Source organism: Nitrosomonas sp. Nm166, assembly GCF_900112825.1.
Taxonomy (GTDB): Bacteria; Pseudomonadota; Gammaproteobacteria; order Burkholderiales; family Nitrosomonadaceae; genus Nitrosomonas.
Genome location: NZ_FONE01000008.1, coordinates 45,178 through 61,276 on the forward strand (window position 1 = coordinate 45,178; position 16,099 = coordinate 61,276).

At 50.6% G+C, this 16,099-nt stretch carries 16 protein-coding genes; 10 read left to right on the forward strand and 6 right to left on the reverse strand.

What is annotated here, in order from left to right:
- Nucleotides 1-45: 45 nt before the first annotated feature.
- Together BM021_RS03900 and BM021_RS03905 are read right to left on the reverse strand one after the other, a co-directional pair.
- Nucleotides 46-2,856, reverse strand: coding sequence for an AMP-binding protein (locus BM021_RS03900; protein ID WP_090719076.1), 2,811 nt, complete (start codon nucleotides 2,854-2,856; stop codon nucleotides 46-48).
- Nucleotides 2,857-2,958: 102 nt separating this feature from the next.
- Complete coding sequence (locus BM021_RS03905; RefSeq protein WP_090719078.1) at nucleotides 2,959-3,198, reverse strand: hypothetical protein; 240 nt, start codon at nucleotides 3,196-3,198, stop codon at nucleotides 2,959-2,961.
- A 347-nt stretch (nucleotides 3,199-3,545) separates the two neighbouring features.
- On the opposite strand from BM021_RS03905, the gene BM021_RS03910 reads away from it, so the two are divergent.
- The 9 genes from BM021_RS03910 to BM021_RS03950 all read left to right on the forward strand — a co-directional run bounded on the left by BM021_RS03910 (nucleotide 3,546) and on the right by BM021_RS03950 (nucleotide 10,299).
- Entirely contained in the window at nucleotides 3,546-4,595 is a 1,050-nt protein-coding gene (locus tag BM021_RS03910) for a universal stress protein (protein ID WP_090719080.1), read from the forward strand.
- 388 nt (nucleotides 4,596-4,983) lie between these two features.
- A complete protein-coding gene (locus BM021_RS03915) occupies nucleotides 4,984-5,466 on the forward strand; it encodes a Na+/H+ antiporter subunit E (protein WP_090719082.1) in 483 nt (160 codons plus the stop codon).
- Nucleotides 5,463-5,741, forward strand: coding sequence for an MrpF/PhaF family protein (locus BM021_RS03920; RefSeq protein ID WP_090719084.1), 279 nt, complete (start codon nucleotides 5,463-5,465; stop codon nucleotides 5,739-5,741). The genes BM021_RS03915 and BM021_RS03920 overlap by 4 nt, the downstream gene beginning before the upstream one ends.
- Nucleotides 5,728-6,042, forward strand: coding sequence for a monovalent cation/H(+) antiporter subunit G (gene mnhG / locus BM021_RS03925; protein WP_090719088.1), 315 nt, complete (start codon nucleotides 5,728-5,730; stop codon nucleotides 6,040-6,042). The genes BM021_RS03920 and mnhG overlap by 14 nt, the downstream gene beginning before the upstream one ends.
- The gene (locus BM021_RS03930) at nucleotides 6,039-6,296 is read left to right on the forward strand and encodes a Na(+)/H(+) antiporter subunit B (RefSeq protein WP_090719090.1); all 258 of its coding nucleotides are present in this window, start codon (nucleotides 6,039-6,041) and stop codon (nucleotides 6,294-6,296) included. Before mnhG ends, BM021_RS03930 begins: the two co-directional genes overlap by 4 nt.
- Complete coding sequence (locus BM021_RS03935) at nucleotides 6,293-7,000, forward strand: MnhB domain-containing protein (RefSeq protein WP_090719092.1); 708 nt, start codon at nucleotides 6,293-6,295, stop codon at nucleotides 6,998-7,000. Before BM021_RS03930 ends, BM021_RS03935 begins: the two co-directional genes overlap by 4 nt.
- The gene (locus tag BM021_RS03940; RefSeq protein WP_090719094.1) at nucleotides 6,997-7,293 is read left to right on the forward strand and encodes an NADH-quinone oxidoreductase subunit K; all 297 of its coding nucleotides are present in this window, start codon (nucleotides 6,997-6,999) and stop codon (nucleotides 7,291-7,293) included. Before BM021_RS03935 ends, BM021_RS03940 begins: the two co-directional genes overlap by 4 nt.
- Before the next feature lie 58 nt (nucleotides 7,294-7,351).
- On the forward strand, nucleotides 7,352-8,797 hold the full coding sequence (locus BM021_RS03945; protein ID WP_218147808.1) for a complex I subunit 5 family protein: 1,446 nt from the start codon (nucleotides 7,352-7,354) through the stop codon (nucleotides 8,795-8,797).
- Nucleotides 8,794-10,299, forward strand: coding sequence for a complex I subunit 5 family protein (locus BM021_RS03950; RefSeq protein WP_090719096.1), 1,506 nt, complete (start codon nucleotides 8,794-8,796; stop codon nucleotides 10,297-10,299). Before BM021_RS03945 ends, BM021_RS03950 begins: the two co-directional genes overlap by 4 nt.
- Before the next feature lie 160 nt (nucleotides 10,300-10,459).
- Here BM021_RS03950 and BM021_RS03955 read toward each other — a convergent pair whose 3' ends face one another.
- Both BM021_RS03955 and BM021_RS03960 read right to left on the reverse strand, forming a co-directional pair.
- Entirely contained in the window at nucleotides 10,460-12,685 is a 2,226-nt protein-coding gene (locus BM021_RS03955) for a Tex family protein (RefSeq protein WP_090719097.1), read from the reverse strand.
- Nucleotides 12,686-12,732: 47 nt separating this feature from the next.
- Nucleotides 12,733-13,071, reverse strand: a complete 339-nt coding sequence (locus tag BM021_RS03960; protein ID WP_090719099.1) for a putative signal transducing protein — start codon at nucleotides 13,069-13,071, stop codon at nucleotides 12,733-12,735.
- 44 nt (nucleotides 13,072-13,115) lie between these two features.
- Here BM021_RS03960 and BM021_RS03965 point away from each other — a divergent pair, with 44 nt between their 5' ends.
- Nucleotides 13,116-14,003: a recombination-associated protein RdgC gene (locus BM021_RS03965; protein ID WP_090719101.1), complete on the forward strand. Its 888-nt coding sequence runs from the start codon at nucleotides 13,116-13,118 to the stop codon at nucleotides 14,001-14,003.
- A gap of 10 nt (nucleotides 14,004-14,013) precedes the next feature.
- Here BM021_RS03965 and BM021_RS03970 read toward each other — a convergent pair whose 3' ends face one another.
- Nucleotides 14,014-14,715: a DUF6781 family protein gene (locus tag BM021_RS03970; protein ID WP_090719103.1), complete on the reverse strand. Its 702-nt coding sequence runs from the start codon at nucleotides 14,713-14,715 to the stop codon at nucleotides 14,014-14,016.
- 40 nt (nucleotides 14,716-14,755) lie between these two features.
- Nucleotides 14,756-16,072 (reverse strand): serine--tRNA ligase, encoded by a 1,317-nt coding sequence (gene serS, locus BM021_RS03975; protein WP_090719106.1) that lies wholly within the window; start codon nucleotides 16,070-16,072, stop codon nucleotides 14,756-14,758.
- Nucleotides 16,073-16,099 lie beyond the last annotated feature (27 nt).

Genomic DNA, 16,099 nt, shown 5'->3' on the forward strand with positions numbered 1-16,099 from the left:
AATTAAAATTAGAAAAAGTTTTCGTTTACTATTGATCCAGTCAGATCAGGCAGCCGCGTCAGGTTCATTAAGCTGCGCCAGTATCTCGCGGCGTGCTGCATCTTGTAGTTGCAATGCCGCTTGCCAGTCGTCCCCTGCCGCATGCAAGGGTTTACCAATCAGCACCTTCAGTTCACTGCGCTGTGGCCACCACCGTTCGGCGCATAGCAAGGAGCGAGTGCCGATCAGGGTGACTGATAGCAGAGGAGTGCCGGATCGTGCAGCCGTCAGAAACGCTCCCAATCTGAACGGCATCAGTCCGGCTTCGCGCCGGAATGTGCCTTCAGGGAAAAAAACCATGGATTCGCCGGCGCGCGCCAGCTCCTCCAGCTTGCGCATGTCTTCCACACTGCGAGCGTCGTCGAAACGTTCAACGAATGCGCTGCCAAGTCGGCGCAATGGGATGGCGGCGGCCGGATTGCGCAGCAGCTCTTGTTTGGCCACATAGGCGAATCGAGCCGGCAGCACCGCGGTAAGCAGGAGGGCGTCCAAGTAGCTGGCGTGATTGGCCACTAAAATCATGGGCATGGCGTCGTCGAGGTGCTGCATACCTTCCACGTGCAGTGTCAGTCCAGTTAGCGCAAATGCTAAGCGTGCACTTGCTCGGGCGATGCGACGGCGCAGCGAGAGGCCAGGCGCCAGTACGATCAGCAGCCAGGCAAAAGGTACAATGGCCACAAAAACCGTCCACGCCCACGCGCTCCATAGCCACTTGGCACCGCGCCGCAGCAGATGAGTGATCTGCGCCATGACAGCAGCACTGCTGAGGCGTAGCATCTGCTGCCACGGCGCACGCTGGGTGCTGCCGATCGCGCCGCGCTCGTATAGGTCACGGCAGGCAGTACGGCGGAGCTTGCCGCTGGAGGTCTTTAGCACCGTCCGCGTTGGCGCCAGCACGATATCATCGGCTGGCATACCGGCCAGGTCAACGGCAAGGTTGTTGATTTCAGTGACTATCCGGTCGCGCTCCATGGCACTGCTTTCGCGTGTTTCAGCAAGTATCACCAGCCGCTCCGTGCCGGTGTGCGCATTGCTGGCCGGGAATACCGCTACCCCGCCTTTGCGCACGCCGCGCACTTTGCCTACTGCCTCCTCCAGTTCTTGCGGGTAAATGTTGTGTCCGCCGTGAATGATGATATCCTTCTCGCGCCCGGTGAGATACAGCTCTCCGGCCGCGATATAACCGATATCCCCGGTGTTAAGCCACTGTCCGTCGAACAGACGCGCCGTTGCTTCAGGATTGCGGAAATAACCGCTGGTTGCAGATGGGCCGCAGAACTGCACGCGTCCCTGAGTACGTTCGGGCAGTACCCGCCCACCAGCGTCGACAATGCGGATCATGTGGCCAGGTAAGGGTAGACCGCAGGAAACGATGCGCAGTGCATAGCGATCATCTGCTTGGGCGCTACGAGCAATACCCGAACGCGTGAGTGCGCCGCGATCCACACAATCAACCAGCGGTCCGCGCTGCAGCGGGGGGAAGGCCAACCCCACGGAAGATTCCGCCAGACCATACACCGGCGTCATGGCAGTATGCCTGAAACCATAACGAGCGAAGCGCGCTACGAAATGATCTATCGTTTCGGAACTGACCGGCTCGGCTCCGTTATAGGCCAACCGCCAACAGCTTAGATCCAGACCCTCAAGGTCGCGATCATCGAGCTTGTTGGCGCACAGCTCATAGGCAAAATTGGGAGCCGCCGAGACGGTAGCGCGATGCCGGTCAATCGTCCATAACCAGAACCCCGGCCGGGTGAGAAAGGTGAGCGGTGACATCAGTACCAGCCGGAACCCGACATACAGGCTGCCCATGCAGGCGCCGATCAGTCCCATATCGTGGTAGAGCGGCAGCCATGACACGAAGGTATCTGCTGAGGTAATACCAGAAGCACGCTCCATTGCCCGCAGATTGGCGAGCAGGTTTGCGTGGGTCAGTATGACTCCTTTGGGATTACCGGTGCTGCCAGAAGTGTATTGCAGAAAGGCGATATCCTGCGGTCCCAGCTTCGGCGAGGGGGAATGTGCGCCAAAGACAGATAGATCCTTGACAGTGGTGACCGCGCGAAGCGATTCGCACTGGGCACGCAGTAGGTGACCCAAGGGTTTGGCCTGGTTAACCGTGATAAGAATGCTGGCTTGGGCATTGGCGATGATGCCCGCGATGCGCCGCATGTGATCTTCGATTTGCGAAGGACGCGTTGGCGGGTACAACGGTACCGGGATGCAGCCGGCATAGAGTGTGCCATAGAAGGCGGCGAAAAATTCGCGTCCGGTAGGCAGCATGATTGCCACCCTGTCTCCAGAGCTTAATCCCTGCTGGTGCAGGCCGGCCACTAATGCCTTGGCATGCTCCTGCAGCATGCGATATGTGATATCCTCAGTGTGCTCCTCTTCGTCATAAAGCGTGAGGTGCACCTGCTCGCCATGCTTCGCGACATGCCAGTCCAGTATCTCGATTAGCGTGGATGCAGCTTCTGGCGGATGATAGAGTGGTGCTTCTGCAGACGCTGCTGTTTCCGCTGGTGCGGGCGTCTCAACAGTTACGATGATGCCTGCTATTTGCTTGAGCAGATCACGCGGTGTCTCGGCATCGACGAATGCTTTTTCACTGAGTTTTACACCCAGTTCGCGTTCAATACGCATCAGTAACTCCACACGCGCCAAGCTATCCAGACCGTAGTCACGCTCCAGCGAATGATCCAAACCAAGATGTTCTGTAGCAGGCGCGTTCGGCCGCAGCTCGTGGGCAAGACTGCGCACGATGCCAAGCAGCAGCTCCGCATTGCTTGGGGAGTCCGGGTGAGGTGGCGTTTGCATGTCGCGTGATTCCTAGAGCTGACGTGAAGAAAGCGAAAAGCTTATTCCATGCTGAGTTTCATGTTTTAACTGAGATTGCAGACGCATCTTACTTCCTGCCCGTTAAAAGATTGTGACAGTAACCTGATTGCGTGGTGCGACTGTGAGGTAGCTAATCTCGCTCTTGCTAGGTCCAACATGGATACTTTCGGTCATGCATTCAAAATCATCGTTGAATTGGCATACTTCAATCTTGCAGGCACCAATCCCTGCTGTGCGTGTGGCAGCTTTGGCATGGTCCTGCTGCCCAAAAATGTGTTGCAGCTGGGTGCATCCCGTCGCCGATAGTGATGGCCTGAGCATGACAGTTGCTGTTGAGATTGTAGGTGCGCTCCGGCGCACTGCATTCGGAAACGAAAGGGGTTTCGATGGTAACGATTTTCATCTGGAATTCTCCTGTTGGTGAAAGAAGAATGTAATGGAACAAGTGAAACTTCCTGAAGGATAGAAATTTCAGTGACTTTAATAATCCATTTCGATTAGATGGTGCGCTCAGGATAAATCGGTGTCAAGCGATATTGTAGAGAAGATAAGAATCATCAGGGTTGCAATCTGGTTTCTATGTGAAATAATAAAATATCCATCTTCTATAATTACTTGAGTTTTGCAAACAGATTCTTAGGGAAACGCTGATTAATTCGGCGAACGTGATGAAGCGCGAGGCGCACGGAACGCAGCAACCGAGACATATCAATCAGATAGACGAGGAAGCGAGTACCGCGCAACGAAGCGATTCGCCCGTGCAGTCAATTAATCAGCGTTTCCTTAGCAAGATATTTGGTAAAATTAAATTACGCACTGATCACTTTTTCTTAAAGGAGACAGCTTCTATGACCCACAATTCTGATTATCATCACCTGCTACTTGCCTACGATCTCAGCAGCCGATGCGATCGAGCATTAGACCGCGCAGTGCAATTGACTCGGGACTGGAAGGCTGAATTACTAGTAGTGCATGCAATAGATCCTGTCCATGCGACCCGCTATACGAAGCTGACACAAGAACTGCCTTCATGGCGGCGTCCGGAGAATTATCAGACCGTTGTGGAACGTCGATTAAGCTTGGATCTAGAGGCCGATGAAGTTAAAGCTAAGGTGTATGTGGCTGAAGGCGTACCTTGCGAAGTCGTGCTTAAGGCTGCTCATCAGGAAAATAGTGGCTTAGTAATTACTGGCTTAGGGCACGATGAGCCTCTTGTTCGCATTCAGCTTGGCAGCACTGTAGACGAGCTATTGAGAGAGCTACCGATTCCATTAATGATTGTACGTCGCCGGGTACGAGGACCTTATCAGCATGTAGTAATAGCAACAGACTTATCACCAGCATCACGACCAGCTCTAGAGACGGCAGTTCGTTGGTTTAGTGACGCGCGGCTGACCCTGTTTCATGCCTATGAGGGAGCTGGGTTAGAGAGAGACGCATCGGCGAACAATGCATGGAGTCGCACCGCTCATAGTCAGTGCGAAAGTTTCCTTGCTGGAACAGTGATCGAACCATCAGTGATGCATCGCCTTCATCGAGTGATTGAGAAAGGTCAGCCAGGAGCGCTGTTGTGTGATTATGTGCATCACGAGGAGGTCGATTTAGTAGTATTAGGTACACACGGTCGAGGTGGATTACTCAAAACACTGATCGGAAGTACGGCCGAGAATCTATTGCATCTTCTCGAGTGCGATACGATGGTCGTGCGAGGTCGGTAACTTGCCATACATAAATACTGGTAATCCTGTATTTTCAAAGAAGTATATCGCTGACATCAATGGAACCCTGAATATAAAGCTATTTAGTGTTTCAAATTTCCAGAATAACGAATTGTGATAAGGATTTGGCCCAGTAATCATCTGGAAATTGATCTTTCATTGTCAATCGCTGGTTTTTTTGATGTATAAACCGCTACTAAATATATAAACGGTTGCGGTTGCGGTTGGTTCTTAAATCTACCTGTACTATCCATGGAGGTGGATTTATGATCAGGTGGAGTCATGAAGTGATCGTTTTTTAAAATATCTAGTGATATTTTCATGTTGATTGGACTGTGCTTTATTTTGTTAATTTGTCTAAACTGTTCAATACTTTTGAGACAAGAATATGATTTTTCAAACTATCCTTTGGCGAATTGTGTTATTAATCGCGGTCTGGTGGATACTGACACAGGGTAGCACGAGTAGCTGGGGCGTTGGCCTGATCAGTATTCCGTTAGCGCTGGTTGTCAGCCTGATTTTGCTGCCACCAGGTTTTTCTCGGTTTTCCTTCATAGGTCTATTTATTTTTTTGATCCGCTTCCTAGGTCAGTCGCTGAAAAGCGGTATCCAAGTGGCCTTGATGGCTATTCGCCTTGATCTCGATCTCCACCCCAATATACTTATAATTTCTCTACGCTTGCCAGAAGGTTTAGGGCGAGTGATTCTGGTCAATACGCTGAATTTGCTGCCAGGTACATTGAGCGTGAATCTGACTACAAGCAATTTGTATTTACATGTATTGGATGAACGGCAGCCTGTTGAGGCACAAGTGCGGGATATTGAGGAACAGATTGCGCACATGCTGTGCATGGAACTGGAGGAATTATGAACGATTTCAATTTATTATTGGCCATGTTTCTGCTTGTCAATTTATTGGTTGCCCTGCTGCGGGTAGCGCGAGGCTCCACCGATGCTGACCAGCTACTGGTGGCCTTGCTGTTCGGCACCATTGGCGTCGCGATTTTATTGTTGCTAGCATTCTCGGAAGATACATTGGCATTAATAGATGTCGCTCTGGTATTTGCTCTGCTTGCTGCTATCACTGGTGCAGTATTTGCCCAGCGCACCTGGCAGTTAGAAGAAAGAAAAGATGAATATTCCTGAGTTGCTCAGCATCGTTTTTTTAACGACTGGAGCTGCTTTTTTTATGACGGGTACAATAGGGTTGTTGCGCTTTCCCGATGTCTATACCCGATTGCACGCCTTGACCAAAGTGGATAACCTGGGATTGGGTTTTACCATTGTCGGTTTGTTGTTCCAAGCATCCGGACTGATGGCTGCCTTGAAGATTATTCTGATCTGGTTACTGGTCTTGGCGGCGAGTTCCGCAGTAAGTTTCCTGATTGCCAGGCGAGCGTTTAGTAGGGGAATTGCACCTTGGAGAACGAAGGGGCACAAAATATGAGCAATTTGGTTCTGGATCTGTTACTGGTGATTGCCTTGTTGTGGAGTGCTTTGCGATCACTGATGACTCCGAATTTATTTCATGCAGTAGTACTATTTATCGTTTTTGGTCTGCTCATGGCGATAGTTTGGGTGCGGCTCCATGCTCCGGATATCGCTTTGGCTGAAGCGGCTATCGGTGCTGGTCTTAGTGGGGCACTGCTGCTAGATACAGTGGGGTATTTGCACAAGAAACAGCGGGAATCGCTTTCATGAAAAATCTGTTCAATGCCCTGGTTATCGTTCTATTCGCTGTTCTTGGCTTGACGCTGATCTGGGTTATTCTGGAATTGCAGCCTCCAACTCATGTTCATTTGTCCAAACAGGTGTTAACACAGCTTGATGCCAGCGGTGTGACGCATCCGGTGACGGCGGTGCTACTTAATTTTCGTGGTTACGATACATTGCTGGAAGTGATGGTATTGTTGCTAGCTTTATTGGGTGTGCTGGCTCAGATAGGAAAACGAGAGCAGAGAAACTTGTCTGCCTGGTTTCGCCTCTCCCAGCCTTACTTGCAGGTTTTGCTGTGGTTGGTGCGGATGATTGTTCCATTGATGGTTCTGGTGGCAGGATATTTATTATGGGTAGGAGGACATCAGCCGGGAGGCGCATTTCAGGCTGGTGCCGTTTTGGCGGCAGCCGGAGTATTGCTGAACCTGTCCGGTGTACTGCCTTCCTGGGCAGAACCGGCGTGGAATCTGCGCACAGGACTGGTATTCGGTTTACTGGTTTTTCTGTTAGTGGCCGCAGCGGTAATGGTGGTTGCATCGCCGGGTCTGCTACTGCAATATCCGCCCGCTTCGGCAGGAATGTTGATATTGCTTATTGAGATGGGGCTTACTCTATCGCTTGGTCTCATTCTGGCGGGTTTATTTCTGTTTCTGTCCGGTGATGCGATTGAAGATGAGGCGGAAAAATGAGCAGCGCGCTTATCTATGCCTGTACAGGTGCCGCACTGTTTGTTTTTGGTGTAACCGGATTGATTCTGCTGTCCCATTTGCTACGTAAAATCTTGGCCTTCAATATCATGGGTAGTGGTATTTTTCTGGTGCTGGTGGGTTTAGGCCAGCGTAGCGGTACGCCAGACCCGATACCCCAGGCCATGGTTCTTACCGGCATTGTTGTGGCTGTTGCGGCTACAGGCTTGGCACTGGCTTTGGTACGGCGTTTATTGCATTTCACCGGCGAGATACGGCTCCCGGAAGAACCGTAAGCTTCGGACAGATGCTGGAAAAGCAAGTAACGAAAAAGAAATACCGGGGGAGAGTCGGGTGTTTGATCCCATTCCTTGGTTGATTCTGTTGCCCTTGGCTTGGGGTTGTCTGGCCTTTCTGGCCGGAGTGGGGCGGGGCGGCCGTTTAGCATTCGCAGGCCTGATAATTCAGCTGGCTTTGACAATAGTACTGGCAAGGCAAATTGCCATGGAAGGAGCCAGGCATTATGCGGTGGGCGGTTGGGGCGCTCCTTTGGGTATTGACCTTTATGTAGATGGCCTGACTGGCGTCATGCTATTGCTCATTCATGTGGTGACGTTACCGTTGGTTGTTTACGCGCGTGCTTATTTTTCCTGCCAGGCCGAGGGGGTCGGTTATTTTTGGCCGCTGACTCTCTTTTTATTGGCGGCTATGAATGCACTGTTCATGTCTGCCGATATTTTCAATATCTACGTTACTCTGGAATTATTAAGTCTGGCGGCTGTAGGATTGGTGGCAGCCGCAGGTAGCGCAGGGCCGATTGCAGCTGCCGTACGCTATCTGCTAGTTACCCTACTGGGCTCGGGTGCTTATCTGATGGGCGTTGCGCTGCTTTACGGAACCTATGGCAGCGTGTCGCTGACCGTATTGGGGCCGCTACTGGCAGCCACTGAAATTTCTGCTGCGGTATTTTTAGCAGCAATGCTGATGCTGACAGGATTATTACTCAAAACGGCTCTGTTTCCATTTCACTTCTGGCTGCCACCAGCTCATGGCAGTGCACCGGCACCGGTATCGGCACTGCTGTCAGCGTTAGTCATTAAAGCTTCATTCTATCTCATCCTGCGCCTGTGGTTCGATCTGTTTGCACCGCTAGTGACAATACCGGTAGCCCAATTGCTGGGGGGGTTGGGCGCCGCTGCTATACTGTGGGGTTCGGTCTTGGCGTTTATGCAAGTGAGATTAAAGATGTTAGTGGCTTACTCCACTGTAGCCCAGATTGGCTATCTCTTCTTATTATTTCCCTTGATGATGCTGCCTATTCCGGAAGCGGCCGAAAGTGCCTTGCAAGGTGGCATGATGCAGCTTGTGGCGCATGCTTTAGCCAAGGCGGCCATGTTTGCCGCCGCGGGGGTGATGGTACTATCTGCAGGCAAGGACGACATTGCTTTGTTAAGCGGGATGTCCAGTCATCTGCCGCTAACTTTATTTGCTTTTGCTCTGGCCGGCGTAACGCTGATGGGGCTTCCTCCTTCGGGAGGTTTTATCGCCAAGTGGTTGCTAATTAGCAGCGCTGTGAACGGTGGCCAGTGGGGCTGGGTAGCGGTGATGATCCTGGGCGGGCTACTGAGTGCAGCGTATGTGTTCAAGGTGTTGTGTCAAGCTTTTTTGCCGCCAGTGGCGGGGGTAAAATTTAAACCGGTAAGACGGGTGTTGGAATGGCCGGCTTTTCTACTCGCGCTAATCAGTCTGTTGTTGGGTTTCCGGTCCGGTGAAATTTTGAGTTTATTGGGGGGCGGGTGAATTTTAACGGAAGCTTGCCCTTGCTGGTGCTGGCCAGTTCCCTCGTTCCAGGGATGATTATTTTCTTTTTGCCAGAGTCACGCATCCGCCTGCGCACAACGTTGAATTTGGCAGGAGCAGTACTGAAGCTGCTGTTGATTGGTTATATGTTATGGGGCGTTCAACACGATCAAAGCTATGTTTTTCGTTACGATGTGTTGCCCGGCCTGGAGTTGATATTCAAGGCAGATGCATTGGCTTTGCTATTTGTGACGCTATCTGCGGCACTGTGGTTTTTGACAACCCTATATGCGGTCGGTTATCTGGAAGGCTCACCACATCGTAGCCGCTTCTTTGGCTTTTTCAGTTTCTGCGTTACCGCTACCGTAGGTGTGGCGATGGCGAGTAATTTATTTACTTTTTTCATTTTCTATGAGTTGTTGACGTTATCCACTTACCCCCTGATTGTACATCGCGGTACAGAAGCAGCTATACGTGCCGGGAATGTTTATTTGGCTTATACATTTACTGGTGGTGCGGTGTTACTGACAGGTATCGTCTGGCTGTATGGTTTGCTGGGACAAGTGGAATTTACCCATGGCGGTGTAGCGGCCATCTTGGGATCGGAGCATACGGCGCAATTGCAGGTAATTTTTCTGCTGCTTATTGCCGGATTGGGGGTAAAGGCTGCACTGGTACCTCTGCATGGCTGGTTGCCGCAAGCGATGATAGCACCGGCACCGGTATCCGCTCTACTCCATGCGGTGGCAGTCGTGAAAGCAGGCGCCTTTGGCATCATACGAGTCGTGTACGAAGTTTACGGAATAGAATTCGTCCAAACTCTAAATTTGCTCATGCCACTGGCCGTGGTTGCTGCGATTACCATCATCTGGGGGTCGTTACGTGCTCTTTGGCAGGACGACCTCAAACGGTGTTTGGCTTATTCCACTGTCAGTCAAGTGTCATATATTATCCTGGGAGTGGCCTTATTTGGTCCCACAGGTACTATTGGCGGTGTTGTACACTTAGTTCATCAGGGCATTATGAAGATTACGCTGTTTTTCTGTGCCGGTAATTATGCCGAAACGCTGGATGTACATAAAATAATCGAGATGAATGGAGCCGGTCGGCGTATGCCATGGACCTCAATAGCTTTTAGTGTGGCAGCATTTGGCATGATTGGCGCACCGTTGACAGCGGGTTATATCAGCAAGTTATATCTCAGTCAGGGCGCGGAAATGGTGGGGATGGCATGGGCGAATTGGGTGTTGACTGCTTCGAGTCTGCTCAATGCAGCTTATTTTTTGCCAATCTTGTATCGGCTTTGGTTTGAGAATCAGCCACAAATGTGGCTACATGAACGTATTCATGTTCGGGGCCGTTGGGAGACTCATAGGCTCCTGCTGATGCCTCCCCTGATCACAGCTGCTGCGACGTTGGCAGCGGGGATATTCGCCGATACCGGTTGGAGTCCTTTATTTTGGGTTAAACTGATTGCTGAAGTGGAATTTACCGTGAAATAGCAAAATTAAGACAAATATCGGTGTTGCAACTGCTCCAAACGCAGCCAAGTAATCTAACCAATGCTTTTCTTCCACAATTATCCCTCTTAATCAAAACAGGGTGCTGTTGTTTGGCGAAGCAATACATTATTAGTAAAAAATTGTTTTTGATTGAACAAGCTTAGTGTTTTATAGCTGCGCCATCACTCATCCGCATCGTCAACATAATCCTTCTGCGCTTCTCATCGACTTCCAGCACTTTCACTTTAACTACTTGCCCGACTTTGACGATGGTATGCGGATCTTTGACAAACTTATCAGCCAGCGCGGAGATATGCACCAAGCCATCCTGATGCACGCCGATATCGATAAATGCGCCGAAGGCGGCAACGTTGGTGACCACACCTTCGAGCACCATGCCGGCATGCAGATCCTGGATGGACTCGATGCCTTCCTTGAAGGTGGCGGTTTTAAAAGTGGAGCGAGGGTCGCGGCCGGGCTTTTCGAGTTCGTGCAGGATGTCCTTGACAGTCAGCAGGCCGAATTGCGCATTGGCATATTTTTCCGGGCGAATGGATTTCAGCACTAATTGATTGCCGATCAGTTCAGCGACGTTCAATTTGACATCATGTAATATTTGTTCGACCAGCGGGTAAGATTCCGGATGCACAGCGGAGGCATCAAGCGGATTTGTGCCGTTGGGAATGCGCAGAAATCCGGCGGCCTGCTCAAAGGTTTTTTCGCCAAGGCTGGGGACTTGCAGCAGATCGGTGCGCTGGGTGAACAGGCCTTTGGCATTGCGGTAGGCGAAGATATTGTGCGCGATTTTGCTGTTGAGGCCGGCCACATACCGCAACAAAGCCGGAGAAGCCGTGTTGACATTGACCCCAACGGCGTTGACACTGTCTTCCACTACAGCGTCGAGCGTGTGCGCCAATTTACCTTGATCCACGTCATGCTGATATTGGCCAACACCAATTGATTTGGGATCAATCTTGACCAGCTCAGCCAGGGGGTCTTGCAAGCGGCGGGCAATCGAGACCGCGCCGCGCAGCGATACATCCATCTCGGGTAATTCCTGCGAGGCTAGCTCAGACGCTGAATACACCGAGGCGCCGGCTTCAGACACCATGATCGAGGTGAGTTTGAGTTGCGGATGTTTTTTGATCAGATCCCTGATCAGATGGTCGGTTTCTCTGGATGCCGTACCATTGCCGATGGCGATCAATGATACCTGATGCTGTTCAGCCAGTTGCTGTAAAGTCTGGATAGCGCTATCCCAGTCATTTTTTGGCGGATGCGGATAGATGGTGGTAGTCGTCAATACCTTCCCGGTGGCATCAACCACTGCCACTTTTACGCCCGTTCTTAATCCTGGATCCAGGCCGATGGTTACGCGCGGACCGGCGGGTGCGGCGAGCAGCAGGGCTTTAAGGTTTTGCGCGAAAACCTGAATGGCTTCTGCTTCAGCGCGTTCTCGCAGGTTGTTCATCAATTCAGTTTCCAGATGCGAAAAGATTTTCGTACGCCAACTTGCGTGCACGGTATCCATCAGCCAGGCATCCGCCGGGCGTTTTTGATTGTGAATATTGAATTGCCGCGCAATCAGTGATTCGCAGGGATTGAGTGCGGTGCTGCGTTTTTTTTCTTCCAATTCGGAGTTCAGGTACAGTTTCAGCTTTAAAACTGCCTCGCGTTCACCGCGCAAAAGTGCCAATGCACGATGCGATGGGATTTTGCTGATCGCCTCGGCATAATCATGATAATCGGTGAATTTGGTGTCGCTGTCTTTTTTGTCCTTGGTGGCTTTGGCCGTCAGCATGGCGTGGCTGCGCAAGTATTCACGCAAGGATTGCAGCAATGGCGCATGTTCGGCAAAGCGTTCGATCAAGATATGCTGAGCGCCTTCCAGCGCTTGCCCGGCATCAGCGATACCGGGATTATCCCCTTCCTCGGTGGTGAAAGGCGCTTTAAGATATTTGGCGGCCTCGCTTTGAGGATTAAGTGCTGGGTTATTCAGCAATGAATCCGCCAGTGACTGCAAGCCTGCTTCATGGGCAATTTGCGCTTTGGTGCGGCGTTTTTTGCGATACGGCAGGTACAAGTCTTCCAGATGTGCCTTATCTTGCGCATGGGTGATGGCTTCGAGCAGTGCTGGCGTCATTTTGTCTTGTTTCTCAATCGCTGCAATAATTTCAAGCCGTCTTTTCTCAAGTTCGCGCAAAGCATACAAGCGTTCTTCCAGTACGCGCAGTTGCGCGTCATCCAGTCCGCCGGTGGCTTCCTTGCGGTAGCGCGCGATGAAGGGTACGGTGGCGCCGTCATCCAATAATTTGATGGCGGCTTGAATTTGTGGCAGTTTTACCGCAAGCTCTGCGGCAAGGCGATGTTCAATGGGTAGCAACATGAATTGTTATTTATTGGTTAAAAAAGCTCTGGAGTTGATTTCAGTGATTATTTGGAAGTATTACCTGAGTACAGAGCAATTTCCAGACCGGCATTGCATTTCCAGCATAACTGGAAATTGGCCGGATTCTCCTCACCGCAGGCAGGGCAGTAAATGATACCGGTTGTGGCCGGTGTTTTCTCATAGGTTTGCACGAGGCATTTGCTGCGCTCATAGTCTTCATCACGTATGATCCATACTTCCGGATAGGCATGGGTAAATGGAATATCTCCTACGCCACCTTGCGCATGCTGGTTAAAAATTCGTGCCGGGATATAGGCGTGCTCAAGCAGATCAAGTACTATCTGCGCTTCCATCAAGTTATTGGCAGAATAAACTTTTTTCATGCCATACTAATTTAAAATAATCAATCAGTTAATTGAGTAATACTATGTGGTTTAGAAATTTACAAGCTTATCGTATCACCAGCGGAAATATAACACTGAATAGCCTCGAAGAAGCACTTTCACAACACACCTTGCAACCCTGCATGCAAATGGAAATGCAAAGCCGTGGCTGGACGGTACCGCGCGAGGAACAGGAGAACTTTGTGCACGCCTATGGTCAGCAATGGCTGATTGCTTTAGGGGTGGAGAAAAAGTTATTACCGGCCGGGGTGGTTAACCAGCACACCAAAGCCCGCCTTGCACAAATCGAACAGATGCAAGGCTACAAGCCGGGTAAGAAACAAGTCAGAGACATCAAGGAAGCGACCATTATTGAGCTGTTACCGCGTGCTTTTACCCAGCGCCATAAGACGTATGCGTGGATTGATGCGATCAAGAACCGGTTGGTGATTGATACAGCGAGTAATAATAAAGCCGATGAGTTCGTTGAAGTGCTGCTTAAATCAATGCACGGCCTGGCTTTGAAACCTTTAGATACACAAATTTCACCTTCTTCAGCGATGACGCGATGGCTGTCTGGCGACGATCTGCCGTCCACTTTTACGATTGATCGCGATTGTGAACTGCAAGGCATGAGCGATGAGAAAGCGACCATCAAGTATACCCGCCATGTTCTGGATGCCGAAGAGACAGCCCGGCATATTCGGGCAGGAAAGAAGGCGATCAAGCTTGCCATGACCTGGAACAGCAAAATCTCGTTTGTTTTGCATGACAATCTTCAGCTGCGGCGAATTACACCGCAGGATATTCTTAAAGAATCCACTGAAAGTACTGAAGAATTATTTGCCAGTGATTTTGCCATTATGACCGGCGAGCTGAGCCAATTGATCACTGATACCATCGAAGCGTTGGGCGGCGAAGATCAAGACTGAGTCGGCGAGGTTAATGAGAGTGGTCAGTTTTGGACTGATCTTTTATTCCAGACAGTACGCCCTCTGCAATTTTGTTGACAAAATCAGCCGTCTTTTGCGCCAAACTGATGCCGGTTTCCAGTTGAGAGTGTCCAACCGAAGCGATCTGCTGCGTGAAAATGGCTAACGTTTCTTTTAATTGCGAACCCACGATGGTTCCGGTATTTTTAGCATGATGACTCAGATCAAGCAGGATATCGGCAATCATCCCTTGAGCCGTCGTGGCGGTATGATGCAAGGTTTCCAGGAACAGACTTTCCAGACTTTCCAGGTCAGAACGGGTACGCTTCAATTCCGTATCAGAAAATTTTTTTGCCTGGCCTGCCACTTCTTCAACGGCGAGTTTGGAAGCTTCGGCAAAATCTGCCAGCGCTGAGTCCAATCCTGCGATTCCTTCAGTGATTTGTGATTTTGTATTTTGGGTTTGATTGGCTGCTCGTTGCAATTGTTGTGTTGCCCCGTCGTGCACTCCTTGCATGACGGCTGTGATAATCCGGCCCAGGGATTCTATATTGATATGCTGTGCATTCATTGCCTTCAGGGTTAAACGATATACAGTTTCCTGAATATGGGAACCATGTGCTATCGCATCACGAACTTCGGCTTCTAGGGTTTCGATATCATTGCTAGCGTCAGACTTGCTATTAGGCTGATGGGTATATTCATTTTGCATGATGACAGCTCCTATAGAGTAAAAAGTTATGCTGCATTGCTCATTCTCCTCCGCAACTCCCAAGTTGGTCAAGGCCATTCATATAAGGGCGTAATACTTCCGGGATGGTGACGCTGCCATCCGCGTTCTGATAGTTTTCCAGCACCGCTACCAGAGTGCGTCCCACGGCAAGCCCGGATCCATTTAATGTATGCAGCAGTGCTGGTTTGCCATTCTCATTACGGAAACGTGCTTGCATGCGCCGCGCCTGAAATGCTTCGCAATTGCTGCATGAGGAAATCTCTCGATAGGTGTTTTGTGCCGGCAGCCAGACTTCAATATCGTAGGTTTTCGCTGCCGAGAAACCCATATCCCCGGTGCATAAGATCATAACCCGATATGGCAGGGCCAGTTTTTGCAGAATCTTTTCCGCATGACCGACCAGTTGCTCCAATGCCTCGTAGGATTGATCAGGATGGACGATATGCACCAGCTCAACTTTGTCAAATTGGTGCTGGCGGATCAGTCCACGCGTATCCCGGCCATAGCTGCCGGCTTCGGAACGGAAACAGGGGGTGTGCGCAACGTATTTCAGCGGTAGCGCTTGTTGCGGCACGATTTCATCGCGTACCATGTTGGTAATGGGTACCTCTGCAGTGGGAATGAGATGAAATTCTGGGGTATTTTCTGTAGTGGCATGATCCACACCACCCGTGTTGACCGCAAACAGATCTTGTTCGAACTTGGGTAATTGCCCCGTACCGCGCAGACTATCCCGACTCACCAGATAGGGTACATAGGTTTCCATATAGCCATGTTCTTGTGTGTGCGTATCCAGCATGAATTGTGCCAAGGCACGGTGCAAACGGGCAAGTCCGCCTTTCATCAGGCTGAAGCGTGCGCCGCTGAGTTTAGCGGCTGTTTCAAAATCCAGTAATCCCAAACCTTCACCGATACTCACATGATCCTTGATAACAAAATCAAATGACCTTGGCTCGCCCCAGCGGCGAATTTGCACGTTATGCGTTTCATCTTTTCCTTCCGGTACGCTGGCATGCGGTAGGTTGGGAACTTCAAGCAATATTTTTTGCAAACTGTTCTGGATTTGCTCCAATTGCACTTCAGCCTGTTTCAAGGCTTCGCCCAGATGCGCTACTTCGCTCATCATCATCGAGATATCTTCGCCCTTGCTTTTAGCCTGACCGATTTTTTTGGACGCTGCATTGCGCTGTGCCTGTAGTTCCTGAGTGCGGGTCTGGACTGTTTTGCGCTCCGCTTCTAATGCATTGAATGCTTCGGTAGGGAAGGCGTAACGCCTCTTGGCAAGCTGCCGGGTGACATTGTCTAGATCAGTGCGTAATTGTTGAATCTCTAACATGCAAAAACTCCAAAATAGCTGGTGTAA

Coding starts and splice junctions, on each gene's coding strand:
- BM021_RS03900 (WP_090719076.1), bottom strand. CDS start 2,856: ATGCAAACGCCACCTCACCCGGACTCCCCAAGCAATGCGGAGCTGCTG.
- BM021_RS03905 (WP_090719078.1), bottom strand. CDS start 3,198: ATGCTCAGGCCATCACTATCGGCGACGGGATGCACCCAGCTGCAACAC.
- BM021_RS03910 (WP_090719080.1), top strand. CDS start 3,546: ATGAAGCGCGAGGCGCACGGAACGCAGCAACCGAGACATATCAATCAG.
- BM021_RS03915 (WP_090719082.1), top strand. CDS start 4,984: ATGATTTTTCAAACTATCCTTTGGCGAATTGTGTTATTAATCGCGGTC.
- BM021_RS03920 (WP_090719084.1), top strand. CDS start 5,463: ATGAACGATTTCAATTTATTATTGGCCATGTTTCTGCTTGTCAATTTA.
- mnhG (WP_090719088.1), top strand. CDS start 5,728: ATGAATATTCCTGAGTTGCTCAGCATCGTTTTTTTAACGACTGGAGCT.
- BM021_RS03930 (WP_090719090.1), top strand. CDS start 6,039: ATGAGCAATTTGGTTCTGGATCTGTTACTGGTGATTGCCTTGTTGTGG.
- BM021_RS03935 (WP_090719092.1), top strand. CDS start 6,293: ATGAAAAATCTGTTCAATGCCCTGGTTATCGTTCTATTCGCTGTTCTT.
- BM021_RS03940 (WP_090719094.1), top strand. CDS start 6,997: ATGAGCAGCGCGCTTATCTATGCCTGTACAGGTGCCGCACTGTTTGTT.
- BM021_RS03955 (WP_090719097.1), bottom strand. CDS start 12,685: ATGTTGCTACCCATTGAACATCGCCTTGCCGCAGAGCTTGCGGTAAAA.
- BM021_RS03960 (WP_090719099.1), bottom strand. CDS start 13,071: ATGAAAAAAGTTTATTCTGCCAATAACTTGATGGAAGCGCAGATAGTA.
- BM021_RS03965 (WP_090719101.1), top strand. CDS start 13,116: ATGTGGTTTAGAAATTTACAAGCTTATCGTATCACCAGCGGAAATATA.
- BM021_RS03970 (WP_090719103.1), bottom strand. CDS start 14,715: ATGCAAAATGAATATACCCATCAGCCTAATAGCAAGTCTGACGCTAGC.
- serS (WP_090719106.1), bottom strand. CDS start 16,072: ATGTTAGAGATTCAACAATTACGCACTGATCTAGACAATGTCACCCGG.